Below are 23,828 nucleotides of genomic sequence, written 5' to 3'. Positions count from 1 at the left end.
CGCGGGACACGCCGTGAATCCGTCCCTGGAGGCTCGATGGCGGCATCCATGCCGCCAACGGTCCCGCAATCGGCAAGGGCACCGCACTGGCTAGTTGGCTGGTTGCTGTTGAAGAGCGAGGACCGCGCTTTGCTGCTTGCTTTATTGAAAGCCCTGCACACCGACCATCTCGACTGGTCCTTGCCCGCTCACCGTCGCGGGACCCTTGGCGGCATGGATGCCGCCACGGAGCTTACAAGGACGTACTTGCAGCGTGTCCCGCGATGGTGGGCGGGCAAGGGCCCTGCAGCAAACGCGAAAACCTCGAGTGTGCGATACCCTCACCGCTCGCGGGACACGCCGTGAATCCGTCCCTGGAGGCTCGATGGCGGCATCCATGCCGCCAACGGTCCCGCAATCGGCGAGGGCACCGCACTAGACAGTTGGCTGGTTTCTGTTGAAGAGCGGGAACCGCGCGTCGCTGCTTGCTTTATTGAAAGCCCTGCACACCGACCATCTCGACTGGTCCTTGCCCGCTCACCGTCGCGGGACCCTTGGCGGCATGGATGCCGCCATGGAGCTTACAAGGATGTACTTGCGGCGTGTCCCGCGATGGTGGGCGGGCAAGGGCCCTGCAGCAAATGCGCAGCGTCGAGTGTGCGATGCCCTCACCGCTCGCGGGACACGCCGTGAATCCGTCCCTGGAGGCTCGATGGCGGCATCCATGCCGCCAACGGTCCCGCAATCGGCGAGGGCACCGCACTAGACAGTTGGCTGCTTTCTGTTGAAGAGCGAGGACCGCGCGTCGCTATTTGCTTTATTGAAACTGTGTTCGCTTCGATCAAGGCGACTGCCTGACCTCGGTGACCAGGGTCGGCAGCTCCCACGCGCCGCCGGCAGCGACCAACCGGCACAGGCCCGAGGTGGAGTCGGAGGTCTGTACGAAACGTCGGCCATCCCAGGTCCAGCTCGCCTGGCTGTAGCAATCGCCCAGTCCGCGACCCTTGTGCGAGGCCAGGATGGTGGAACCATCCAGGTCGCTGCCCAGCAGGGTGACCAGGGTTGGGGCGAACGGCGCGAGTGCATTGATCACCCAGTATCCGGCGCCGACGTTGTAGGCGCCCATCCAGCAGTCGGTGGAGACCAGCAGCTTGTCGCTGCTCAGGCGGGTGATGGTCAGCGGTTCGGAGGCTTCGCTGGTGTCCAGTCCCTTGCACTGTTCATCGGCGGGAAGCGTGACACGCAGCGCCTGATACAGCGCCGGCAATGTGCCCAGGCGCGCATCGCCCGGCTGCGCTGCGACAAGCCTGGCCTCGCGGACCTGCGGTACCGGTAACGGCGGCAGCACGGCGGATTCGTCGCGGTCGCCCTTGCGCACCAGCGCGCCGCGCGTACCGAGCCGACCCTGGAACTCATCCATCTTCAACAGCACCGCCGACGCGCCCTTGTCGGACAGCTGCCAGCGGCGGCCATCGTTGCCGAGTGCGACGATCGTGTTGCTGCGGGGCAACGCCGCCAGCAGTGCGGCGACCTGGGTGCTGCTGAGCGAGGCGGTGCCGCTGTTGCCGTCCAGCGCCAGCTTGCCGAGGTTGCGCTGATCGAGCTGCAGGCTGAGCGACGCCGGCAGCTTGACCTCGTCGTACTGGCCCAGCATCAGCTCCGCAGTGACCGCCTCACCGGCACCGGCCTTGCGGGTCAGCAGCACCGACACCGGCAAGTGCTCGCCTTCGTCCGGCTGATACCCGGCGGCGCGGCAGGTACGGGTGTTGTCGCAGGCGATGGTCCAATCGTCACGGGTGAAGTCGACGCTGGTGGCCGCTGCGGCCAGCGCGAGCGTGGGGCTGAGCAGCAATGCCGCAGCAAGCAGGGCGGGACGCATCGTGGATTCTTCAACGCAGGTCTGGCCGGCATCTTGCGGTGCCCTCTGCCATGCGTCCAGCCAGGCCGGTGACAGGCGGCGAACACCATTCATCGTGTGGGAGCACATCGCCTTGGGGCCGCTGCCACGCAGCGTCGCGCACGCCAACGTGTTTGCGCGACGGCGCAGGACAGTGCCGCGCGCCATTACATCGTCATCGCGGGTGTGGTCTGGCGCGTGCGGGTCTTCGGTACGCGCATCGGCATGCCGAACAGCGGCCGCAACCAGCGCACACGGCGGATCAGGGTTTCGTGCAACAACAGGCAACCGGCCACGGTGGCAAGCAGCACCAGCGCCGGCTCCCGCCAGGGGCCCAACCGCAGCGGCGCCAGCCAGTACAGCGCCAGGATGATCAGGCTCTGGTGCAGGATGTACCAGGGGAACACCGCCTGGGTGCAGTACGGCAGCCAGGCGAACGGGCGGTTCAGACGATGCCGTGCCCACCCCAGCAGCGCCAGCAAGGCCAGCCAGGTGTAGGCTGCGCGCGCCAGCCGTTCGATCACATACCAGCGCACGCTGGCCAGCATCGCGCTGAGCTGGGCCGCATCGAGGGTACGGCCCAGGTGACGAATGCTCAGTTCGGTGGCGATCGCCAGCAGTGCGGCCACCAGCGTCGGCCAGCGCAACTGCACCACCCACGTCCAGAACCGGGCGTTGTGGGCCAGCACATACCCGAGCACGAACAGCGGGAACGATTCGGCATGTACGAACCAGTCGCCGGCCAGGGCATGGCTCGGTGGATGACGTGGCAGCACCCACAGCACGCAGAAGGCTTCCCACACCATCGGCACCAGCAGCAGGGCAGGGACCGCAATGGAGGCGGGCAGGCGCGGCAGGGCGATCGGCAGGGCGCGGCGCAGCGCAATCATCGCCATCAACACCAAGGTGTAGGGCAGCAGGTAGGCCAGATACTACAGGTGATTCCAGGTGATGCCATGTTCCCAGCCATCGAAGCTGCCGGCCGGCCAGGGCTGCACCTGCCAATAGCGCAGCAGGAAACTGCCGAAGCCGGGAGCCAGCTTGCCGTTGCTCACGCCTTGGCAGTACGCCTGCACCGACACCACCACGAACATGCCGAACAGCAGGGGCGGCAGCAGGCGCCCGCAGCGCCGCCAGCCGAACTGCCAGGGCGCACGTTCGGCACGCGCCAGGCCGATCGCGATGCCGGAGAGCATGAACAGCAGCGGCATCCGCCAGCGGTTGAGCGCAATCATCGGCGGCTGCAGCCAGTCGGTGGTGTAGGCACTCTTTAAATGGAAGTCCCAGCCGGCTACATAGGCCATGCCCACGTGATAGAGGATCAGCAGGGCGAAGGCGAAGACGCGCAGGGCATCGATATCGTGGCGGCGTTCGGTCATGGTCGGCGGTTGCTGGAGGAGTGGGGCGCATCCTGGCCGCCAGCCCTTGCTGCCGCTGGGGCCAGGGGTGGAAACCACTGCCCGCAGTGACTAGTTGCGCCCATCCAGGGACGAATGGGGACGGCCGGGGCGACGGTTTCGCGCTGCTGCGCGGGCCTCTATGATCGGCACCTGCCAACTGCGGACGTGTGCAATGGAATCGACCGGGTCGCGCCCGCCAATCGCCCGGGACGGGGCCGGGCGTGCCGCCACGCGCTGGGCCATCGTGATCTGGTCGCTGGTGTTTTACCTGAGTGCGCTGGGCAACGTCTGGACCGCCTGCCTGGCCGCGCGCCGCGACGGCCAGCCGATCGTGCTGTGGCAGCTGCTGAGCTGGGAGCTGAGCAGCGCCACCGCCGCGCTGTTGCTGCTGCCGATGGTGTTGTGGTTGTGCGCACGCTGGCCGCTGCATGCCGATGCCTGGCTGCGACGTGTGCCGCTATACCTGGCCGCGGCCCTGGGGTGGTGGCTGGCGCACGTCGCCGGCATGGTGCTGCTGCGCAAGCTGGTCTATGCACTGGTCGGCACGCACTACGCTTTCGGCGGCTGGCTGCAGTGGGGGTACGAACTGTCCAAGGACCTGCGCACCTTTGCGCTGCTGGTGGCGGTGCAGCACGCGCTGGGCTGGTATGCGCGGCGGCGTCAGGGCGAGGCGCATCTGCTCGCCGCGCCGGACGAGGGGCCGCCGGTGGAGCCGCTGGATCGCCCGCAACGTTTTCTGGTGCGCAAGCTCGGCCGCGATTTTCTGGTGGCCACCGCCGACATCGAATGGATCCAGGCCTCCGGCAACTACGTCAATCTACGCGTTCGCGGTCACGACTATCCCTTGCGCAGCACCATGGCGGCGATCGAGGCCAGGCTGGATGCAGCCGTCTTCGTGCGCATCCACCGCAGCTATCTGGTCAATCTGGGCCAGGTGCAGGCGATCGAACCGGCCGATTCCGGCGACGCGCGCGTGCACCTGCGCGACGCCACGGTGCTGCCCTGCAGTCGCAGCCATCTGGCCGGCCTGCGGGCACGGGCCGGGCAGGTGGCCGGCACGCCCAGGCCGGACGCGGTGACGGTCTAGCGAGCGCCCGCGCGCGGCCCTGCAGTTCTCTGCAGGGGCATAGCCGGGATCGTGCAGGGTCGAGGCGCCAGCAGCGTGTCGTGTCAGGTGTCCCTTGGATACCAGCGGCGGGCATGGCCTCTCAAAGCGAGGCAGCCGATGCGCAGCGTCGCGCGCAGGTGGAGTCTGTAACTTGCTGGCCGGTGCATGGGACGGTGCCGTGCGGGCAGCGGCCACCCCTGCGTTCCGCGCATGCGGCCCGCTTGCTAAACTACCCAGCTTGTTTGCCGGAATTCCGTCATGATCGAAACCAATCCGATCCGCCAGCGCATCACCGATCTCAACGATCGCGTGCTCTCGCTCAGGGGGTATCTTTGACTACGACGCCAAGAAAGAGCGTCTAGAGGAAGTCAGCCGGGAGCTGGAGAGCCCGGACGTGTGGAACGACGCCGAGCGTGCCCAGGCGCTGGGGCGCGAGCGCTCCATGCTCGAGAAAACCGTCGTGGGCATCGCCGATGTGCTGGCCGGCCTGGCCGATGCCGGCGATCTGCTGGAGCTGGCCGATAGCGAGCAGGACGAGGACACCGCCGTGGCGGTGATCGCCGATCTGGACAAGTACCAGGCGCACGTGGAAAAGCTGGAATTCCAGCGCATGTTCTCCGGGCAGATGGACGGCGCCAATGCGTTCGTGGACATCCAGGCCGGCGCCGGTGGCACCGAGGCGCAGGACTGGGCCGAAATCCTGTTGCGCATGTACCTGCGCTGGGCCGAATCGCGCGGCTGGAAGACCGAGCTGATGGAAGTCTCCGGTGGCGAAGTGGCGGGCATCAAGTCGGCCACCGTGCGCATCGAGGGCGAGTACGCCTACGGCTGGCTCAAGACCGAGATCGGCGTGCACCGGCTGGTGCGCAAGTCGCCGTTCGATTCGGACAACCGCCGGCATACCAGCTTCACCTCGGTGTTCGTGTCGCCGGAAGTGGACGACAACATCGAGATCGACATCAACCCGGCCGACCTGCGCACCGACGTGTATCGCTCCTCCGGCGCCGGTGGTCAGCACGTCAACAAGACCGAATCGGCGGTGCGCATCACGCATATCCCGACCAATACGGTGGTTGCCTGCCAGACCGGCCGCAGCCAGCACCAGAACCGCGACAACGCGATGAAGATGCTGGCCGCCAAGTTGTACGAACTGGAGGTGCAGAAGCGCAACGCCGAGAAGGATGCGCTGGAAGCCACCAAGTCCGACATCGGCTGGGGCAGCCAGATCCGCAACTACGTGCTCGACCAGAGCCGCATCAAGGACCTGCGCACCGGCGTCGAGCGCAGCGACACCCAAAAAGTGCTCGACGGCGACCTGGACGAATTCGTCGAGGCCAGCCTGAAGGCCGGTCTGGCAGCCGGCTCCAAACGCCTGGATGCCTGAGCGTAGCGCTGGTGCGGCGCGCTCCGCGCACCAGCTCGGTGGATGCTCGCCGGTAACGGCCTGACCATCCCCGGCAAGCTCCATCGCAGCATCTGCGACACCGCCGCAGCAGTGTCGCAGGGCGGCCCCGGTCGGCATCGCCGGCCTTCATCCCCACCGGGCCAACGCCCGCCCCACAGCAGACCGATTTCCGCCATGACCGAGCAGACCCCCGCGCCGCAGATCCCAGTCGACGAGAACAGCCTCATCGCCGAGCGCCGCGCGAAACTGGGCGCATTGCGCGGCCAGGGCATCGCGTATCCGAACGACTTCGTGCGCGAGCAGTTCGCCGGCGACCTGCAGGCCGAATTCGCCGATGCCGACACCTGGACCGCCGACGCGCTGGAAGCGACCGGGCGCACGGTGCGCATGGCCGGCCGGCTGATGGCCAAGCGGGTGATGGGCAAGGCCAGCTTCGCGCAGATCCAGGACGAGTCCGGGCGCGTGCAGCTGTTCCTGCAGGGCAATGTGCTCGGCGAGGCCTACACCGCGTTCAAGGGCTGGGACGTGGGCGATATCGTGGCGGTGGAGGGCGGGCTGACCCGCACCAAGACCGGCGAGCTGTCGGTCAAGGCCAGCGCGCTGCGGCTGCTGACCAAGTCGCTGCGCCCGTTGCCGGACAAGTGGCACGGGCTGTCGGACGTGGAGCAGCGTTACCGCCAGCGCTACGTCGACCTGATCGTGACCCCGGAAGCGCGCGAGGTCTTCATCAAGCGCTCCAAGATCATCCGCGCCATGCGCGCCTGGCTGGACGCGCGCCGCTTCCTGGAAGTGGAAACGCCGATGATGCATTACATCCCCGGTGGCGCCACCGCCAAGCCGTTCACCACCCACCACAACGCGCTGGACCTGGATCTCTACCTGCGCGTGGCCCCGGAGCTGTATCTCAAGCGCCTGGTCGTTGGCGGGCTCGAGCGTGTCTACGAGATCAACCGCAACTTCCGCAACGAGGGCGTATCGACCCGGCACAACCCCGAGTTCACCATGCTCGAGCTCTACGAGGCCTACGCCACGTACAACGAGATCATGGACCTCACCGAGCAGGTGATCCGCGACACCGCGCAGTCGGTGCTGGGCACCACGCAGGTGAGCTGGGACGGTGCCGACATCGATCTGGCGCCGGCTTTCCGGCGCTGGCGCATGGATGAGGCCGTTCGGCACCACAATCCGCAGATCAGCGTGGCCGACTGCACCGATCGCGAGGCGCTGCTGCGCCATTGCGAGCGGCTGAAGATCCGGGTCAAGCCGTCCTACGGCTGGGGCAAGCTGCTGCTGGAAATCTTCGAAGCCACCGTCGAGCCCACGCTGGTGCAACCGACCTTCATCACCGACCACCCGGTCGAGGTGTCGCCGCTGGCGCGGTCCAGCGATACCGAGCCTGGCTATACCGATCGCTTCGAGCTCTTCATCAATGGCAAGGAGCTGGCCAATGGCTTCTCCGAACTCAACGACCCCGAAGACCAGGCCGCGCGCTTCCAGGCGCAGGTGCAGGCCAAGGACGGTGGCGACGACGAAGCCATGCATTACGACGCCGACTACATCCGTGCGTTGGAGTACGGGATGGCGCCGACCGGTGGCCTGGGCATCGGTATCGACCGCCTGGTGATGCTGCTGACCGGGAGTACCTCGATCCGTGACGTCCTGCTGTTTCCCTATATGCGCCCGGAAGCCTGACTTTTTTGTGCGAACCGCGTGCCGACGGCACAGATACTGCATATGCTAGGGCAGAGCCCCGGATAGCGCATCGTCCGGGGGAGTCGACACAGGGGTCGACGTCATCGCTTTTCCGTTCTCGAGATAGAGGAGCAACGGCTATGCAGGATGTTTCAGGGAGTCCGCACGGCGTGGTATCGGCGGATACGTGGGGAAGCTGGGCGGAAAAGGCGGATCTGGGATTGAACATCGTCATTGTCGATGACCAGATGTCCGCACGGACGATGCTGCGCCATGTCATCGAGGACATCGCGCCGGAGCTGAAGGTCTATGACTTCGGCGACCCGCTGGATGCGCTGGCCTGGTGCGAGGCCGGGCGCGTGGACCTGTTGCTGCTCGACTATCGCATGCCCGGCATGGACGGCCTGGAGTTCGCGCGGCGCCTGCGTCGGCTGCCCAGCCACCGCGATATCCCGATCATCCTGATCACCATCGTCGGCGACGAGCCGATCCGGCAGGCCGCGCTGGAAGCGGGGGTGATCGATTTCCTGGTCAAGCCGATCCGCCCGCGCGAACTGCGCGCGCGCTGCGCCAACCTGTTGCAGCTGCGCCAGCAGAGCGAAAGCGTCAAGCAACGCGCGCTGTCGCTGGAGCAGCGCCTGCTGGCGAGCATGAACGAGGTCGAGGAGCGCGAGCGCGAAACCCTGTCGCGGCTGGCGCGCGCGATCGAATACCGCGATTCGGGCACCAGCGCCTTCCTGGAGCGCATGTCGCATGTTGCCGGCCTGATCGCCGAGCAACTGGGCCTGTCCGAGGAAGAGGTGCGCATCATCGAGATGGCAGCACCGCTGCACGACATGGGCAAGATCGCCATTCCCGATGCGGTGCTGCTCAAGCCGGGCAAGCTCACCGACGACGAGATGAGCGTGATGAAGCGCCATCCGCGCATCGGCTACGAACTGCTCAGCGGCAGCCAGAACCGTTTCATCCAGGTCGGCGCACTGATCGCGCTGCGCCACCACGAGCGCTACGACGGCACCGGTTATCCCGATGGGCTGGTCGGCGAGGCGATTCCGCTGGAGGCGCGCATCGTGGCGGTGGCCGACGTGTTCGACGCCCTGCTGTCGCCGCGCCCCTACAAGGAAGCATGGACCATGGACGCCGCACTGGCCTACCTGTATGCGCAGCGCGGCCGCCTGTTCGACCCGCGCTGCGTGGATGCGCTGTTGCGCGGACGCGCGCAGCTGGATCAGATCTGCGGGGAATTCTCCACCGCATCGGCGCGTCCCGGGGTGTGAGGTGAGGGCGGCATTCGGCCAGCTGCGTGATCGACTCGCTCGGCGTCCCGACAGCGGGCATGGTCAGGCGCTGGTACGCCTTGCGATGATTCTGTTGATCCTGGTCTATACGCTAGTCTGCGCTTCCTGGTGGGACATCTCGGGGCGCCAGTTGCAGCAGCTGTTGCGCCTGATTGCGATCGCGCAGGCCACGGCGCTGCTGATCTTTTGCTGGATTGTGGCGAGTCCGCAGCGCTCCCATCTGAGGCGTACCTTCGGGATGCTCGCCGACTACGGCTTGATCGGGCTGGCAATGACCTGGATAGGCGCGCCGATGGCCTGTCTGTACGTTGTGTTGCTCTGGGTCACGATCGGCAACGGGCTGCGCTTTGGCAGCGAGGCGCTGCACACCGCTGTGGGCATGGCCACGCTCAGCTTCGGCACGACGCTTGCCAACAGCACCTATTGGCATGGCCAGCTTGGCTTGGGGATCGCGCTGCTGGGTGCGTTGATCGTGGTTCCTATGTCATTGTTGCGTACGCTGCGCGAGCGAGACCGGGCCATGACCGGGGCGATGCCCACAGGTGTCGACGCTGCATCGCAGCACGGAAGGATTCCAACCCCATCGACGCCGCCGCGCGTCTGAGGCGTCTATGAAGTCTTTATTGCCATGGTTGAAACGGCGCCTGTCTGGGCGAGCAGATTCGGAACACGCCCAGAATCTCATCCGCATCATCATCACCACGCTGTTTATCTCCTACCTGGGCTGGCGCTATCAGCACACCCAGGGCGACACCTTGATGGCCACCTGGTTGATTCTGGTCGGCGAGCTGGTGGTGTCGCTGGGATTGATGGTGGCGATCCTGATGCGGCCGCAGGTCTCGCACACCCGGCGCCTGATCGGCATGGTGCTCGACTACACCTGCACCGGCGCAATCATGGCCATTCAGGGCGAGCCCGCCTCGCCACTGTATGCCGTCTGCATGTGGGTGACCATCGGCAACGGGTTGCGCTACGGCAGCAACTATCTACGTGCCGCCACGGCCATGGCCAGCCTGAGTTTCCTCAGCGCCATCCTGATCTCGCCGTACTGGAGGGGCAATCCCTATCTGAGCTGGGGGCTGTTGCTGGGTCTGATCGCGGTGCCGCTGTATTTCGATTCGCTGCTGCGTGCGATGACCCGCGCGGTGCGCGAGGCGCGCCACGCCAATCAGGCAAAGAGTCGGTTCCTGGCCAATATGAGCCACGAGTTCCGCACTCCCCTCAATGGCTTGTCCGGCATGACCGAAGTGCTGGCCACCACGCGACTGGATGCGGAACAGAAGGAATGCCTGAACACCATCCAGGCATCGGCACGCAGTCTGCTGTCGCTGGTGGAAGAGGTGCTGGATATTTCGGCCATCGAAGCCGGCAAGATCCGCATCGATCGCCGCGATTTCTCCCTGCGCGAGATGATTGGCTCGGTCAATATGATCCTGCAGCCACAGGCCCGGGGGCGTGGGCTGGACTACGGGACACAGGTCGCGGGCGACGTGCCGGATCTGCTCAAGGGCGACACCGGCCATTTGCGTCAGGTGCTGCTGAATCTGGTCGGCAATGCGGTCAAGTTCACCGAGCATGGGCATGTGTTGCTGCGGGTCACACGCGTGTCCGGTAGTGCCGACGAAGCGGTCCAGCTGCGCTTCGAGGTCGAAGACACCGGCATCGGTGTGCCGATGGACATGCGTCCGCGCCTGTTCGAGGCCTTCGAACAGGCCGACGTCGGGTTGTCGCGTCGCTACGAGGGCACCGGCCTGGGCACCACGATCGCCAAGGGCCTGGTCGAAGCGATGGGCGGCAGTATCGGGTTCAAGGAAAATCGGCCAAGCGGCAGCGTGTTCTGGTTCGAGCTGCCGATGGCGATCGGTGAGCCGCTGAAAGACACGCCGGCACGCGCGCCGACCGGTGCGCTGGTGGACACACCCGACGAGTTGGAAGCCTCCAACGTCATCGCTTTTTCCAACCCGTTCCTGCGGCATCGTGCCCGCGTGCGCAGCATGCGCATGCTGGTGGCCGACGACCATGAGGCCAACCGCATGGTGCTGCAGCGCCTGCTGGAAAAGGCCGGACACAAGGTGTTGTGCGTCAACGGTGCCGAGCAGGTGCTGGACGCCATGGCCGAAGAGGATTTCGATGCGGTGATCGTGGACCTGCACATGCCGGGCATGAATGGCCTGGACATGCTCAAGCAGCTGCGGGTGATGCAGGCCAGCGGCATGCGCTACACCCCGGTGGTGGTGCTCAGCGCCGACGTCACCCCGGAGGCCATCCGCAGTTGCGAGCAGGCCGGCGCGCGCGCGTTTCTGGCCAAGCCGGTCGTGGCAACCAAGCTGCTCGACACCCTGGCCGATCTAGCCGTCAGCACCCGTCCGCTGGCGGCGCCGGCCACCGTCGTGCAGGTACCGGCCAGTTTCGAGGGCGTGCTCGACGCGAGCGTGCTGGACGAACTCGCCGCGCTGGGCATGGGCGAAGAGTTCGAACGTCAGTTCATCCGGCAATGCCTGGACGACGCGCACAATTGCGTGAGCGCGATCGAGCGCGACGGCACGCGCTCGGATTGGGAACAATTGCGCGAAAGCGCGCATGCGCTGCGCGGCGTGGCCAGTAATCTGGGGCTGGCGCAGGTGGCCACTCATGGAGGCGAGCTGATGCGCATGGCCGATTGGCAGTTGCAGGCGGAGTGGCGGCTGCGGCTGTCCGCACTGCGCGAACACCTAGAGGCGGGAAAGGATGCACTCGGCGCACGCCTGCACGGCGTCAAGGACGGCGAGTGCTCCCCCCGTAGTAACGAATAGACCGCCAACGCATCAACCCGCGTCGAGCCCTGAGCGACGCGACTGCGCGCGCACCAGGCGGTCCATGGTGCGCAGCGATTTTTCGCCGAGCTGCATCGCCGTATCCACCCAGATCTCGGTGATGCGCATCATCTCGTCCAGCGGCACGGCGGTAGTCATTTCGCGTACCTGCTGCATCGCCGCCCAGGCATGCGGCGTGCGCTTGCTTTCGCGGATGACCTGTTCTACCGCGGCCACGCCCTGGCCGCGCGGCACCACGCGATCGACCAGGCCCATGCCAAGCAGTTCCTCGGCCGAATACAGATTGCCTTCGAGCATGATCTTCTGCGCCAGCTGCGCGCTGACGCGTTGACACATGAAGGAGTAGGCGCCCATGCCCGGGAACAGGTCGAACAGCACTTCGGGCAGCCCCATCATCACGCCTTCCTCGGCGACGATGGTGTGGCAGCTCAGTGCCGCCTCGAACCCGCCGCCGAGTGCATTGCCCTGGACCAGCGCAATGCTGTGCGCGCGTGCGCCGAGGCCAACGTGAAACGCGTGCACGCCGCGCACGCAGCGCTGCGCGTAGTCGAGCAGGCGTGCGCGGTCGCCTTCGCGAATGAGTTGGCAGAACAGCGCCAGATCGCCGCCCAGGTTGAAGACATCGCTGTCGGACGCCAGCACCACGTGCGGCGCCAGTACGCCCGCGTTGGTCAGGCGCTGCCCCAGGTTGGTTTGGTAGCCGGTGATGTCGTCGACCAGACGGCTCGAGAAGCAGGCGCGACCCGTGTTGATGGCCAGGTCGGCATGCATGTGGATCCAGTACACGTCACGCTGCGGTTCTTCGATGATGCGTAGGGTCGAGCCGATGTTGGTGCGAATGAAGGGTTGAACTGCAGACATGGTGGTTCTCCGTGAAGACCGTCCGGCCGGTCGCCTTGCGGACGGCGATAGAGGGTGAACGCCTGAGCGTGCGCCGACACCGGATTCTATGCGTGCAAAAGCCAATGCCCGCAAGGCCTTGCGGGCGTTACAGGCGTGTGGTCGGATGCTGAACGAGCGGCCTTGCGGTCGGGCCTGGAAGCACGCCTTCGGCGCGTGCTGCAATTTCGCAGCGCTAGCTGTGTAAACCCACCACGTTGTTCAGTGGAATGTGGATGCGGGAGATAGGGGGGCGTTTTCCAAGACTGGCATGGGGCCGATGCCAGTTGTAGTGATGGAGCCAGGGCAATAGGTGCGCGGCACGTTGCTCGGAGTTGTCGTAGCGGTGGGCATAAGCCCACTCGCGCAATGCCGTCTGGATGAAGCGTTCTGCCTTGCCGTTGGTGCGTGGGGTATAGGGGCGGGTGCGGTAGTGCCTGAGGTTGAGGCGCCGGATGGTGCGGGCGAAGGCCTTGGAGCGATAGCAGGCGCCGTTGTCGGTCAACACCCGCTGGAAGGTCACGCCCAGGCTACGGTAGTAGCGCAATGCGGCGATCAACGCCCGGCAGGCACTAACACCGCACTCATCTGGATGCAGGCTGGTAAAGGCAACGCGGGAGTGATCGTCGATGGCGACATGGACATACTCCCATCCGGCGCCTCGGCTGGTCTGGGTACGGTCCCCCGTGACGCGATGGCCGGCTTGCTGGAAGCGCCCGAGCTTTTTGATGTCCAGATGCAACATGCCGCCAGGCTGGGGGTATTGGTAGCGCACGACAGGGGGCTTGGGTTCCAGTTCGGCCAGGCGATGCAGGCCGGCACGGCGCACGATGCGCGCGATGGTGCTGTGGCCCACGTTCAGGTGGGTGGCGATCTGCCAATAGGTGGCGCGTTGTCGGCGTTGCTGCAGGATCTGCTCGACCAGTTCCGGCGGCGTGGCATGCGGACAGTGTTGAGGGCGCGAAGAACGGTCCTGCAGGCCGTCATCTCCGAGCAGGCGGTAGCGCGCCAGCCATTTGTAGGCGGTCCGCACGCTCACGCCACTGGCGTGCGCGGCCTCTTCCACTCGCAAGCCGTGCACCACGATGCGCTGCACGAGCAAAGCTCGACCTCGCGGCGTCAAACGGGCATGTTTATGCAGGTTCATCCGGGGCTCCTGGGGGCTGGGTTGGTGTGGTAACCCCCATCTTCCAGATCGGCCCCGGATGAACAACCTACTGAGAGATCACAGCTAGCTCTTTGACGGCGCCGGCCACGTGCAATTGCCTGCCGTGCGGTCATCCCAGATTGCCAGCAGCCGGTGAGGTCGAGGCGGCGGTCAGGGCAGGGCAGTGTCTCCAGGATCGCCACCTTGACGATCTGGCTGAAGGTTTACTTCCTGGCGCCCTCTTTCGGCGGAGCCGTCGTTGCGCTTCCGTGCGCCATGACGCGCTGGTCGGTGGTGCTGGAGCCGCTAGTGTTGTCGGGTCCGTTGACGCAACGCGACCTCGCGATATTGCCGGCGATCGCCGTAACGTGGCCCCTTCTGCTCGATAACGGCGCAGAGCCTGTCTTGGCCGCAGGGCACCAGGTCCGCGCGCGCGACGCGATCCAGAAAGGCGATTTCCGCGCGGCGCTGGGTGGCCTCAGCCAGCACAGGCCGGGCGCCCTGGACGGCGTAGCCGACTGCAGCCAGGCACAGGAGCGTGCCGACCAACAGCGCGCCGAGCCCGGCCCAGCTACGCCGGGTGACGGTGGTTTCCAGCGATTGCTGCGCCTGTGCGTAGCGCGCGGTCGCCTGCTCAAGCGTCCTTTCCGCCTGGACCATCTTCTTGTTGAATCGCTCGGCCCCCGGTTCCAGCGTTTGCGTCAGCGCCTGGTTGCTCAATTGCGTCAGGCGGGGCAGCGCATTTTCCACCAGGCCACTGACGCGCTGATCGGCATGTTTGACGGCAATCTGCAGAAGCTGCAGCTGCTCCCGGACCAGATCTTCCAATGCGTGCTCGCGCCGTTGCAGCGTCCCGATCAGTGCCGCCATGGCCTGGATCGATTCTTTTAGCGTGCGTTCCGACGCGTTGGCATCGGGTAGTGCGGAGGTGTTCTGCATCTCCATAGTGTTCTCTCGATGATTCAACTTGCTGCACGTGTTCCGGCTATCCACCGCCGCCACCGCCGCCACCACTGCCACCACCGCCACCGCCACCATCTCCGCCACCACCACCGTCACCCTGCGGACCACCTTGCATCGCCGGTCCGTTGGCGAACTGCGGCAATGTCATCACCATCACCGGGCCACGGCTGGTCTGCACCTCTGTCGAGACGTCCATGTTCAGGGCCTGGCGCATACTTGCCTGTTCCTGAGCCTCCTGCATCGCCTGGGCATCCAGAAACTCATGCCCTTGTTTGGCAAGTGTCTGGCTATGGGGGCTGTTGGCAACCCGCTTCAAGGCCTGTTCGATCGCCAGTTCGTCCTTGCAGTCGATGGCGTACAGCAACTCGTCCACATCCGGATCGCCGGTGATGGTTTTACGCTGGGGCTGCGGCCGATCCTCCTGCTCGCCAGCGGCAAGAGGTTGTGGCGCGGTGTCTGCCGGCGGAACGCGTGGTGGTCTCAGCCCAGAGGGGCCATCCGGATCGTACCCATCACGCAATTCCAAGTCGGTAAACGGCCGCTCACCACGGTCCACGCGCGCCTGCCGCGCTTCTGCGACGCGGTTTTCTGTTTCGAGATCCTGTTCGAGTTGGATGCGTAGCTCACGCATGGAGCGTTCTATTTCCTCCCAGGAGTCCGGATCGGCGGGCACAGCGGCAGGACGGTCGTGCTCATCTGCCAGGGACGCGGACAGCGGCGCGCGCGCATCGGCCGCGTCCTCGGGTGTATCGGCTGCGCGACCAACGATCGGCATCTCCGGCGACGGCCCTGTCGCATGCGCGAGGTGTGCGGGCACTGGCAACGCTGCAGGGGGATCTGGTACTTCCGGTGCTTGAGTCTGTGGCGTGTGCGCCTGTTGCTCGTCGCGGTGTTCTGCGGCCATCGCGGTGGCGAGCGACGGCGCGGAAGGCGCAGTCGCCACCTGGGGCAGGTCCGCAACCTGCTGCTGCTCTGCCGGTGCGGTCTGCGCGATCGCAGCGCTCTGCGCTATCTGCTGCTGGACTTCCTGCGGACGCTGTTCTTGCGCTTGCTGGCTTTGCGTCTGCTGCTGCGCTACGTCGGATGCATGTGCTTGCGCAGGCTCTACCAGCTGTTCCCGGGGCCGTTGGATGACGGCATCCTGGTTAGGCCGCTGCTCGGGTTGGCGCGGCGATGTGTCTTGCGCATGGAGCGACGACGACTCGCGCGAGGCTGCTTCCTGTGCCAGCTCCTGCTCGCGTTGTGGGGCCGTTTGGGCGTGCAGCGGCTGTTGCCCGGCATGGTGCACAGTCTGCGCCTGCAGCCGGTCCTGCTGGCTCTGCTGGGCGTCTTGTGCCTGGCGTATTTCCTGTTCGCGCTGCTGTGTCTCCTGAGCCTGCATCTGCGCTTGTTCGCGCTGCTCCGTTTCATGCGCCCGCCGCTGGACGCGTTCGCGTTGCTGGATGTCCAGCGCCTGGCGTTCTTGTTGCTCCAGACGCTGCGCTTGCTGCCGTGCTTCCAGCGCGGTATGCGCCTGCAGCGCCTGGGCAGCTTGCGCCCGGACGTCGTGCGATGCCTGCGCCTGCAGCGCGTGGGCGCGAACCTGCGCCAACTGTTGATCTTGCGCCTGTCGTGCCTCCTGCTGCCGCTGCTGGTGCTCCTGCGCGGCGCTGGCGGCCTGTCCCCGGGCCTGCACGTCGAGCACATGCTGGTTCGAGGGCGGCGAGGCGGACGTGTCCGCATCCGTGGAGCCTTCGGACGAAGGCGGCTTGGAGGCCAGCTGCTGCACCGGTGCGTCCGGCTGCTGGCGAGCCTGCAGCTCCTGCAGCGCCTGACGGATGTCCTCGGTGCTGGTCACCGCTGCAATGCGCTCCACGCCATCGGCACCGCGCTGCAGATGGGCGATCGGGCTGTCGGCGCCATACTGACCGCCGGGGCCGCGCTGCAGCTGCATGGCGCCATCGCCTGCGAGTCCTTCCGCTTCGCGCGTGCGCTGGGTCGCCAGCTCGATCGCTTCGCGCCACTGCGGCTGCAGTTCCGTGCCTACGATGCGGTAGCGGTACAGCGTCTGCTCGCGCTGCACGTCCTGTGGCGACGGTGGCGACTGCCCGATGGCGGCAATCGCCTGGGCCTGCTCGGCGAGCGCCGGCTGCAGCATCGCGCGCGTGGTCTCCAGCTCCAGCACCCGGTTGGCATCGGGCGCTGCACCGTGGCCGGTCCACTGGCCCTCCATGTTGCGGTAGTAGCGCTGACCGTTCGAGGCGGTCAACGCATCCGGATCCGGCAATGCCTGCTGGACGGCCGACGACATCGGCAAGCCATCGGCGGCCCAGCCGCTGCGGTGGTAGGCCAGTTCATAGCGCGCGGCGATCGCCCCTGGGCTGTTGGCGATGTTGCGGGCGATGGTGGCCTGCGCCTGCGCCTCCAGTTCCGCAGCGCGAGGCAGCAATGCGGTCTCCTGCACGTAGCTGCCGCGCTCGTTGGCACCGGAGACCTCGGTCTTGACCAGGCGATGCCATTGGCCGTCTGCCGGGTCGCGTCGCCAGTCGGCGGTGCTCAGGCTGGGGCGGTCGGTGGCGTTGGCTGGATGCTGGTAAGGATCCTGCGGTGTGGGTGCATCTTTGAGAGCGAGTGCTGCAGCAGCATTGGTGGCCTGGTAATTGAGTTCGCGGGCCTTTTGGTAGCTGGCCACGATGGGCGTGGCGGTGGGGTTGTCGATCCCATCGCCGGTTGTATCGGCCATGCCGTCCCTCGCCCAGGCGTGGCCATCGAACGACCACTGCGTGCCATCGCGATCGGTCTGGTGGTAGATCGCGCGATTGTCGAGCAACGCGGCGGCTTTTTCGCCGGCCAGGCTCATGAAGTACGCATCGGCAGCGATCAGCACCATCGGCCCGGCGCCGGAGCTGCCCAGCGCGTAGGCCGCTGCCGTGCCGCCGGCCCAGCCACCGACATTGCGCCCGGCGAAATGCGCCAGTTCCGATTGCGCGGCCAGCGGGTTGTCCTGGCCGAGCAAGTGCGTGGCGCGTTGGCCGGAGGCGACGGCATCTGCGGCGGTGGCGAGCAGGCCGGCGGTGCGCAGTGCCTGGCCTGCGGACAGATCGCCTGCCAGTAGCTCTGCTGAGGCGAAGCCGCGTTGCGATCGTGGAACAACCATGGAATCAAGATCCAACCTAGTGGAGCTGGATGTCCTTGGCACTGCTGCAGCGTTGCTGGAAAAAGCTTGACTGACCTGATCGGCACCCTGCGCTGAAAGCGTCAGACGTCCGCCTGCCTGCGCCTGCTCGACCGATTCTCGCAACACCTGCCGACCGATTGCCGCATCGCCTTTGACCGTCTTGGAACCCGGTTGATCGATCGCGTTAAGACTGTGGATGAGATTGGGTTCTGACTTGAGTACCGCGGGCCAACGTGCTTCCGGACCCGTCAGCTTGATGGCTTCATCGATCTGCAGGCTATGAGTTTGTTGGTAGGCCGGCAGTTTCTTGAAGAAATCCCGGTTGAATTGGTTGGCCTGCTCCACTGTCATTCCGATGGGCGTGTTGGTCAGCAGATCGTTGTTCACCATGGCCACTTTCAAAGTGGCGCAAAGCCTGTCCACGTCATTAGCAACCCTCGCGGCCGCCCCACGATCGCCAGTCAGTACGGCTTGGCCATCAAAGCTCTTCTGGAGAAAATTCAGTTCTTGCCTCAGGCCCTGGGAATACTGTCCGAGAGGGCCGCCGTTGTGAGGAGAGACGTCGAGCTGCAGCGCCAGTTGCTTGTCCGCCGGGAGGTTCAGCAGATTGACGTCACCATCCAGATTGAAAAGCCCGAAACTGTAGAGCTTCTTGAGCAGAGCACTGTCTCGGAATGCTTGCTGCTCAATAAGGTGATGTCCCTGGAAAACCGGCTTGTCATTCTTGGCCACGGTCCAAAATTCCGAGTTTGCGTATCACAGTGAGTGCAAGCCACTAGAAATCGGCGGCGTCCTTCCACCACAGGCCATCGGAGCTAGGTTTCACTCCAATTCCCGCGCTTCGTATCGCTTCATACATCGTGCGATCACAGATCACGCTGGATGGATCCTCTCCCATCCTGAAGACATGGGCATCCCCAATCAATTCTTTCTTGAAGAATAGCTTCGCGCCTCCCGAAAACGTAATCATTTCCACATCTTGATTCACCGCGTGGTCCCGGGCTATTCGCGTCTGAAATTCAGAGTTGGATTTGTCCAGCGCAAAAATTGTCCGAACCACGTCGCATAGGTAATGCTGTGGGCCCTTCGAGCCGTCTGGCAATGCGTAATCGCAGGGAACAAATGCAAAGCCCTCGGCGTCCACTGACTCGAAAGCGCGCTTGAGTCGCTCAGAGACCAGCCAGTAGCCACTAAATCCCCCTTCGAGATCTCGAGGGCGCCTTTTTGAGTTGCGCGCGTGAGCCAGAAGCGGCGTTTCCGCCAGCGTAGGAAATCCGCCTTCCACGGGCCGAATGATCAAGCGTGGAGGTGTCAAAAGGGCTTCTTCGTTGGCAATTTCAACATCGGTTCCAGGGCCGCCGCCGCGGATATCCGGATCGAGGATGTAGAAAAGTCCCTTCGCGGCATTCAAGTTGCTGTTCATTGAGGTTGCTTCAATTGATTTATCTTTAGTTCGATGGTTAGCAAAAAATACTATTTTTGCAACATTAAGAGCCGCGCTGGCGAAATCCTCGCTAGTTTGTCTTCACTTTGCACGGCGGCCCAGCCGCTGCGGTGGTAGGCCAGTTCATAGCGCGCGGCGATCGCCCCTGGGCTGTTGGCGATGTTGCGGGCGATGGTGGCCTGCGCCTGCGCCTCCAGTTCCGCCGCGCGAGGCGGCAATGCGGTCTCCTGCACGTAACTGCCGCGCTCGTTGGCACCGGAGATCGCGGTCTTGACCAGGCGATGCCATTGGCCGGCTGCCGGGTCGCGCTTCCAGTCGGCCGGGCTCAGGCTGGGGCGGTCGGTGGCGTTGGCCGGCTGCTGGTAAGGATCCTGCGGTGTGGGTGCATCTTTGAGAGCGAGTGCGGCGGCGGCATTGGTAGCCTGGTAATTGAGTTCTCGGGCCTTTTGGTAGCTGGCGACGATGGGCGTGGCGGTGGGGTTGTCGATCCCATCGCCGGTTGTATCGGCCATGCCGTCCCGCGCCCAGGCGCGGCCATCGAAGGACCACTGCGTGCCATCGCGATCGGTCTGGTGGTAGATCGCGCGGTTATCGAGCAACGCGGCGGCCTTCTCGCCGGCCACGCTCATGAAATAGGCGTCGGCGGCGATCAGCACCATCGGCCCGGCGCCGGAGCTGCCCAGCGCGTAGGCCGCTGCCGTGCCGCCGGCCCAGCCACCGACATTGCGCCCGGCGAAATGCGCCAGTTCCGACTGCGCAGCCAGCGGGTTGTCCTGACCGAGCAAGTGCGTGGCGCGTTGGCCGGAGGCGACGGCATCTGCGGCGGTGGCGAGCAGGCCGGCGGTGCGCAGTGCCTGGCCTGCCGATAGCTCGCCTGCCAGCAATTCGGCGGTGGCGAAGCCGCGTTGCGATACTGGTGTGTACGACGGAAGCGGTGTGGCGCCTGCGCCTTGGCGGATGCTGCGCGCAGCACCGCCGATGGTTGTCGGCGTGTCATCCAAGACCTGCTGGACCAACGCCGCATTCGACTCGGACAACGTGACACGCCCGGCCTCTTCGGCATGCGCGATGGCCATGCGAAATTCTTCGCGGCCGGCGATCTCGCGGATCACGGCATCGCGCTCATCCGGGACAGCGACCAGATTTTTGCCGGTCGTGCGTGCGGCGTCGATCACCTGTGTGATCCGCTGCTCGGAGTGCGTGATCGCGGCCCATTCGGATTCGACAGGGCTCATTGAGCGCAGCGTCTTCAGTTGGTCGGCGTGGATGGCGCGGTACTGATCAATCTCGAAGAGAGTTCTGCGGTTTTGCGCGTTGGTCTCGGCCTTGGTCAAGTGATCCGGCGTCGTTGCGAACATGTCGCCGTTGATCAGGGCGACTTTGAGGGTGTCTTGCAGGTCATGGACCTGGGCGGCGACGCGCTTCAATGCTGCAGCGTCGTTGCGCATGGCGGCTTCGCCATCTGGGGAGTTAAGCACTTTTTCGAGATAACCAATAACTCCCTTCGTGTAGGAACTGCGCGTGCGTCCGCGGTGTGGGGATGTTTCGATTTCGTCAGCCAGCTTGCCATCTACCGGAAGATAAAGGCGGTTGGTCGATACATCCTTGTCGATCAAGCCATGCTCAAGCAATTTCTTGAGCAACCTGTGATCACGGAAAACGGTGTTTTCAATGACATGATGACTTTCAAGGATGACGTTACCGGACGGCATCTGCTTTCACTCCATCAAAATGTCGGAAATGTATTGCTCAGCAACCGAAAGCGTCTATCAACCAGACGCCGCGCGTCCTGGGCGATTTGCCAAATCCATGCGCGATCAAGGTGTCGCGCAAGAACCGATCGCAAAAGGCATCTGCTGTATAAGGTGTCCTGAAGACATGTGCAGCTCCGACAACGTCCTTCTTGAAAGCGAAATCGGCACCACCCGTAATGTCGTAATACTTTCCATTCCGATACCCGGTCAACACCTTGACGGTGGACGCCTCCTCGTCGATGGCATCGATAATCCGCACCACCTCGCAGAGATAGTGCGGTGCCCCCGGCGTACCGTCTTCCAATCGGAAGTCGCATAGCGCGAAGGCAAACCCCTCCGGGTCCGCAGCTTCAAGGACCTGCTTCAGTGGCTCTGAGACCAGCCAGTAACTCTTGAATCCACTGTGCATGTCATTGGGCATATCGCCAATGCGGCTGTCGTAGCGCAGCCGCGGGGTTTCCTTCAATGCGGCCAGGCCTGCATCCTCCCCTGGTAGGCTGTCAGCAATGGAAAACGGCACGGCATCTTCGTTCTCGAATTCCACGCCATGCCCGCGCCCCCCGCCACGCATGTCGGACCTGAGGATATAGAACTCGCCTTTCCTGGGTGCATTCTGGGTAGACACTCTTTTCTCCAAGACGCTTTATCGGTCAAGCGTAGCAAACTGTTTGCTTGAGATGGCGGGGAGTGCCATCACCTCCAAGAGCACCACCATCGCCCGCGAGTCCTTCCGCTTCGCGCGTGCGCTGCGTCGCCAGTTCGATTGCTTCGCGCCACTGCGGCTGCAACTCGGTGCCTACGATGCGGTAGCTATACAGCGTCTGCTCGCGCTGCACGTCCTGCGGCGACGGTGGCGACTGCCCGATGGCTGCAATCGCCTGGGCATGCTCGGCGAGCGCCGGCTGCAGCATGGCGCGCGTGGTTTCCAGTTCCAGCACGCGATTGGCATCGGGCGGAGCGCCGTGGCTCGTCCACTGATCGTCCATGTTGCGGTAGTAGCGCTGGCCATTTGAGTCGGTCAGAACGTGCGGATCCGGCAACGCCTGCCGCTTGGTCAATCCCCGTGGCGTTCCGGCGCGAAATGCAAACGCCCGCAATGCGTGGTGGCATTGCGGGCGTCGGATCGCCGCGTAGTGGTCGTGCTTGCGACTACGCCTTCGGCGCGTCCCGCAGTTCGCGGCGCAGGATCTTGCCGACGTTGGTCTTGGGCAATTCCTTGCGGAATTCGATCACTCGGGGCTGCTTGTAGCCGGTGAGGTTGGCACGGCAATGCGCCTTCACGTCGTCGGCGGTCAGGGCAGGGTCTTTCTTTACGATCACCGCCTTGACGAGTTCACCGGATTTTTCGTCGGGCACGCCGACCGCTGCCACTTCCAGTACGCCGGGCAGGGTGGCGATCACGTCTTCGATCTCATTCGGGTAGACGTTGAAGCCGGACACCAGAATCATGTCCTTCTTGCGGTCGACGATGTAAACGAAACCTTGCTCGTCCATGCGTGCGATGTCGCCGGTATGCAACCAGCCCTCGGCATCCATCACCTTGGCGGTTTCCTCGGGCTTTTTCCAATAGCCCTTCATGACCTGTGGGCCCTTGATGCACAGCTCGCCGATCTCGCCGATTGGCAGGGGGGCGCCGGCGTCGTCCTTGATGCAGGCATCGGTGGACGGAATCGGCACGCCGATCGAGCCGTTGTAGTCCTTCAGGTTCATCGGGTTGATGCAGGCCGCTGGCGAGGTCTCGGTCAGGCCATAGGCCTCGACCAGGGTCACTCCGGTGACCTTCTTCCAGCGCTCGGCCACCGAACGCTGCACCGCCATGCCGCCGCCCAGGGTCATCTTGAGCGAGGAGAAATCGATCTGGTCGAAGCCGGGGGTGTTGAGCAGGCCGTTGAACAGCGTGTTGACGCCGGTGAACGCGGTGAAGCGGGTCTTCTTCAATTCCTTGACGAAGCCGGGCATGTCGCGTGGGTTGCTGATCAGGTGATTGCAGCCGCCGACCTTCATGAAGACCAGGCCGTTGGCCGTCAAAGCGAAGATGTGATACAGCGGCAGGGCAGTGATGACGACTTCCTTGCCTTCCTCCAGCTGGCCGGTGCCGGCGATCCACTGGTGCGCCTGCTGCATGTTGGCGACCAGGTTGCGGTGGGTCAGCATCGCGCCCTTGGCCACGCCGGTGGTGCCGCCGGTGTACTGAAGGAACGCGATGTCGTCCGCTTCGATCTGCAGCGTGGGCACGCTGTGCTTGCGGCCCAGCGCCAATGCCTCGCGGAAGCGGATCGCGCCGTCGATGCGGTAGTCCGGCACCAGTTTCTTGACGTACTTGACGACGAAGTTGATCAGCGTTCCCTTGGGGAACCCGAGCATGTCGCCCAGGCCGGTGGTGATCACCTGCTTGACCGGCGTCTCGGCGATGACCTGCTGCACGGTGGTCCCGAAGTTGTCGATGACCACCAGCACGCTGGCGCCGGAGTCGATCAGCTGGTGCTTCAATTCGCGCGGGGTGTAGAGCGGGTTGACGTTGACTACCGTCAGCCCGGCACGCAGCACGCCGAAGGTGGCGATCGGATACTGCAGGCAGTTGGGCATCATCAGCGCCACGCGGTCGCCCTTCTTCAATTGCAGCTCGCCCAGCAGGTAGGCGGCGAATTGTTCGACCAGCTGGTCGGCCTCGCGATAGGTGATGGTCTTGCCGAAGCTGTGATACGCAGGACGATCGGCAAAGCGCGCAACGGAGGTGGCGAATACCTCGGCCACCGTGCGGAACTGTTCCAGATCGATCTCGGCACTTACGCCGGCCGGATAACTTTGCAACCAAGGACGTGCCTGATTCATCTGCCCCCCTCCAGGGTGTTCTCGATGCGCCGCGGTGTGTTCCACGGCGCTGTAACAGCT

The 23,828-nt window shown here is 64.7% G+C and carries 15 protein-coding genes and 3 pseudogenes; 7 read left to right on the top strand and 11 right to left on the bottom strand.

The window, feature by feature from the left end:
- Positions 1–820: 820 nt before the first annotated feature.
- Both ACCQ05_RS12010 and ACCQ05_RS12005 read right to left on the bottom strand, forming a co-directional pair.
- The gene (locus tag ACCQ05_RS12010) at positions 821–1,858 is read right to left on the bottom strand and encodes a DUF1176 domain-containing protein (RefSeq protein WP_372390438.1); all 1,038 of its coding nucleotides are present in this window, start codon (positions 1,856–1,858) and stop codon (positions 821–823) included.
- Between the two features lie 185 nt (positions 1,859–2,043).
- Positions 2,044–3,255: pseudogene (locus ACCQ05_RS12005) on the bottom strand (acyltransferase family protein).
- A gap of 160 nt (positions 3,256–3,415) precedes the next feature.
- On the opposite strand from ACCQ05_RS12005, the gene ACCQ05_RS12000 reads away from it, so the two are divergent.
- From ACCQ05_RS12000 to rpfC, 6 genes are all read left to right on the top strand, one after another.
- Entirely contained in the window at positions 3,416–4,363 is a 948-nt protein-coding gene (locus ACCQ05_RS12000; RefSeq protein ID WP_372390436.1) for a LytTR family DNA-binding domain-containing protein, read from the top strand.
- 279 nt (positions 4,364–4,642) lie between these two features.
- Positions 4,643–5,768, top strand: a protein-coding gene (gene prfB, locus ACCQ05_RS11995) for a peptide chain release factor 2 (protein WP_104540895.1) whose coding sequence is annotated in 2 segments (ribosomal slippage) — positions 4,643–4,717 and positions 4,719–5,768 — 1,125 coding nt in all. Because the reading frame shifts where the segments join, the coding sequence is not laid out codon by codon here.
- 195 nt (positions 5,769–5,963) lie between these two features.
- Positions 5,964–7,481 (top strand): lysine--tRNA ligase, encoded by a 1,518-nt coding sequence (lysS, locus tag ACCQ05_RS11990; protein WP_372390434.1) that lies wholly within the window; start codon positions 5,964–5,966, stop codon positions 7,479–7,481.
- Between the two features lie 140 nt (positions 7,482–7,621).
- Complete coding sequence (gene rpfG, locus ACCQ05_RS11985; protein WP_372390432.1) at positions 7,622–8,758, top strand: cyclic di-GMP phosphodiesterase response regulator RpfG; 1,137 nt, start codon at positions 7,622–7,624, stop codon at positions 8,756–8,758.
- 1 nt (position 8,759) lies between these two features.
- Entirely contained in the window at positions 8,760–9,383 is a 624-nt protein-coding gene (locus tag ACCQ05_RS11980; protein WP_372390430.1) for an RpfH protein, read from the top strand.
- A gap of 7 nt (positions 9,384–9,390) precedes the next feature.
- A complete protein-coding gene (gene rpfC, locus ACCQ05_RS11975) occupies positions 9,391–11,571 on the top strand; it encodes a sensor histidine kinase RpfC (protein ID WP_372390428.1) in 2,181 nt (726 codons plus the stop codon).
- A 12-nt stretch (positions 11,572–11,583) separates the two neighbouring features.
- On the opposite strand, the gene rpfF is transcribed toward rpfC, so the two are convergent.
- From rpfF to ACCQ05_RS11955, 4 genes are all read right to left on the bottom strand, one after another.
- A complete protein-coding gene (gene rpfF, locus ACCQ05_RS11970) occupies positions 11,584–12,453 on the bottom strand; it encodes a diffusible signal factor synthase RpfF (protein ID WP_372390426.1) in 870 nt (289 codons plus the stop codon).
- Positions 12,454–12,667: 214 nt separating this feature from the next.
- A complete protein-coding gene (locus ACCQ05_RS11965; RefSeq protein WP_372360283.1) occupies positions 12,668–13,618 on the bottom strand; it encodes an IS481 family transposase in 951 nt (316 codons plus the stop codon).
- Between the two features lie 306 nt (positions 13,619–13,924).
- Positions 13,925–14,656 carry a hypothetical protein gene (locus tag ACCQ05_RS11960; protein WP_372394057.1) on the bottom strand — a complete coding sequence of 244 codons (732 nt, stop codon included), beginning with the start codon at positions 14,654–14,656 and terminating at the stop codon, positions 13,925–13,927.
- Positions 14,604–18,089, bottom strand: coding sequence for a coiled-coil domain-containing protein (locus ACCQ05_RS11955; RefSeq protein ID WP_372394055.1), 3,486 nt, complete (start codon positions 18,087–18,089; stop codon positions 14,604–14,606). The genes ACCQ05_RS11960 and ACCQ05_RS11955 overlap by 53 nt, the downstream gene beginning before the upstream one ends.
- Here ACCQ05_RS11955 and ACCQ05_RS11950 point away from each other — a divergent pair.
- Complete coding sequence (locus tag ACCQ05_RS11950; RefSeq protein ID WP_372394240.1) at positions 18,018–18,503, top strand: hypothetical protein; 486 nt, start codon at positions 18,018–18,020, stop codon at positions 18,501–18,503. The genes ACCQ05_RS11955 and ACCQ05_RS11950 overlap by 72 nt on opposite strands.
- Positions 18,504–18,513: 10 nt before the next feature.
- On the opposite strand, the gene ACCQ05_RS11945 is transcribed toward ACCQ05_RS11950, so the two are convergent.
- From ACCQ05_RS11945 to rpfB, 5 genes and pseudogenes are all read right to left on the bottom strand, one after another.
- A complete protein-coding gene (locus ACCQ05_RS11945) occupies positions 18,514–19,161 on the bottom strand; it encodes a DUF1629 domain-containing protein (RefSeq protein WP_104540888.1) in 648 nt (215 codons plus the stop codon).
- 113 nt (positions 19,162–19,274) lie between these two features.
- Positions 19,275–20,609: pseudogene (locus ACCQ05_RS11940) on the bottom strand (hypothetical protein); the annotation flags it as partial.
- Between the two features lie 322 nt (positions 20,610–20,931).
- Complete coding sequence (locus ACCQ05_RS11935) at positions 20,932–21,561, bottom strand: imm11 family protein (RefSeq protein WP_228964924.1); 630 nt, start codon at positions 21,559–21,561, stop codon at positions 20,932–20,934.
- Positions 21,562–21,604: 43 nt separating this feature from the next.
- A pseudogene (locus ACCQ05_RS11930) lies at positions 21,605–22,063 on the bottom strand (hypothetical protein); the annotation flags it as partial.
- A gap of 22 nt (positions 22,064–22,085) precedes the next feature.
- Entirely contained in the window at positions 22,086–23,768 is a 1,683-nt protein-coding gene (rpfB, locus tag ACCQ05_RS11925; protein ID WP_372390424.1) for a fatty acyl-CoA ligase RpfB, read from the bottom strand.
- Positions 23,769–23,828 lie beyond the last annotated feature (60 nt).

Source organism: Xanthomonas sp. NCPPB 3582 (assembly GCF_041475735.2).
Classification (GTDB): Bacteria; Pseudomonadota; Gammaproteobacteria; order Xanthomonadales; family Xanthomonadaceae; genus Xanthomonas; species Xanthomonas codiaei.
The sequence above is the reverse complement of the archived record's forward strand: the minus strand, read 5'-3'. Positions and strand labels throughout refer to the sequence as shown.

Coding starts and splice junctions, on each gene's coding strand:
- ACCQ05_RS12010 (WP_372390438.1), bottom strand. CDS start 1,858: ATGCGTCCCGCCCTGCTTGCTGCGGCATTGCTGCTCAGCCCCACGCTC.
- ACCQ05_RS12000 (WP_372390436.1), top strand. CDS start 3,416: ATGATCGGCACCTGCCAACTGCGGACGTGTGCAATGGAATCGACCGGG.
- lysS (WP_372390434.1), top strand. CDS start 5,964: ATGACCGAGCAGACCCCCGCGCCGCAGATCCCAGTCGACGAGAACAGC.
- rpfG (WP_372390432.1), top strand. CDS start 7,622: ATGCAGGATGTTTCAGGGAGTCCGCACGGCGTGGTATCGGCGGATACG.
- rpfC (WP_372390428.1), top strand. CDS start 9,391: ATGAAGTCTTTATTGCCATGGTTGAAACGGCGCCTGTCTGGGCGAGCA.
- rpfF (WP_372390426.1), bottom strand. CDS start 12,453: ATGTCTGCAGTTCAACCCTTCATTCGCACCAACATCGGCTCGACCCTA.
- ACCQ05_RS11965 (WP_372360283.1), bottom strand. CDS start 13,618: ATGAACCTGCATAAACATGCCCGTTTGACGCCGCGAGGTCGAGCTTTG.
- ACCQ05_RS11960 (WP_372394057.1), bottom strand. CDS start 14,656: ATGGTGGCGGTGGCGGTGGTGGCAGTGGTGGCGGCGGTGGCGGCGGTG.
- ACCQ05_RS11950 (WP_372394240.1), top strand. CDS start 18,018: ATGAGTTTGTTGGTAGGCCGGCAGTTTCTTGAAGAAATCCCGGTTGAA.
- ACCQ05_RS11955 (WP_372394055.1), bottom strand. CDS start 18,089: ATGACAGTGGAGCAGGCCAACCAATTCAACCGGGATTTCTTCAAGAAA.
- ACCQ05_RS11945 (WP_104540888.1), bottom strand. CDS start 19,161: ATGAACAGCAACTTGAATGCCGCGAAGGGACTTTTCTACATCCTCGAT.
- rpfB (WP_372390424.1), bottom strand. CDS start 23,768: ATGAATCAGGCACGTCCTTGGTTGCAAAGTTATCCGGCCGGCGTAAGT.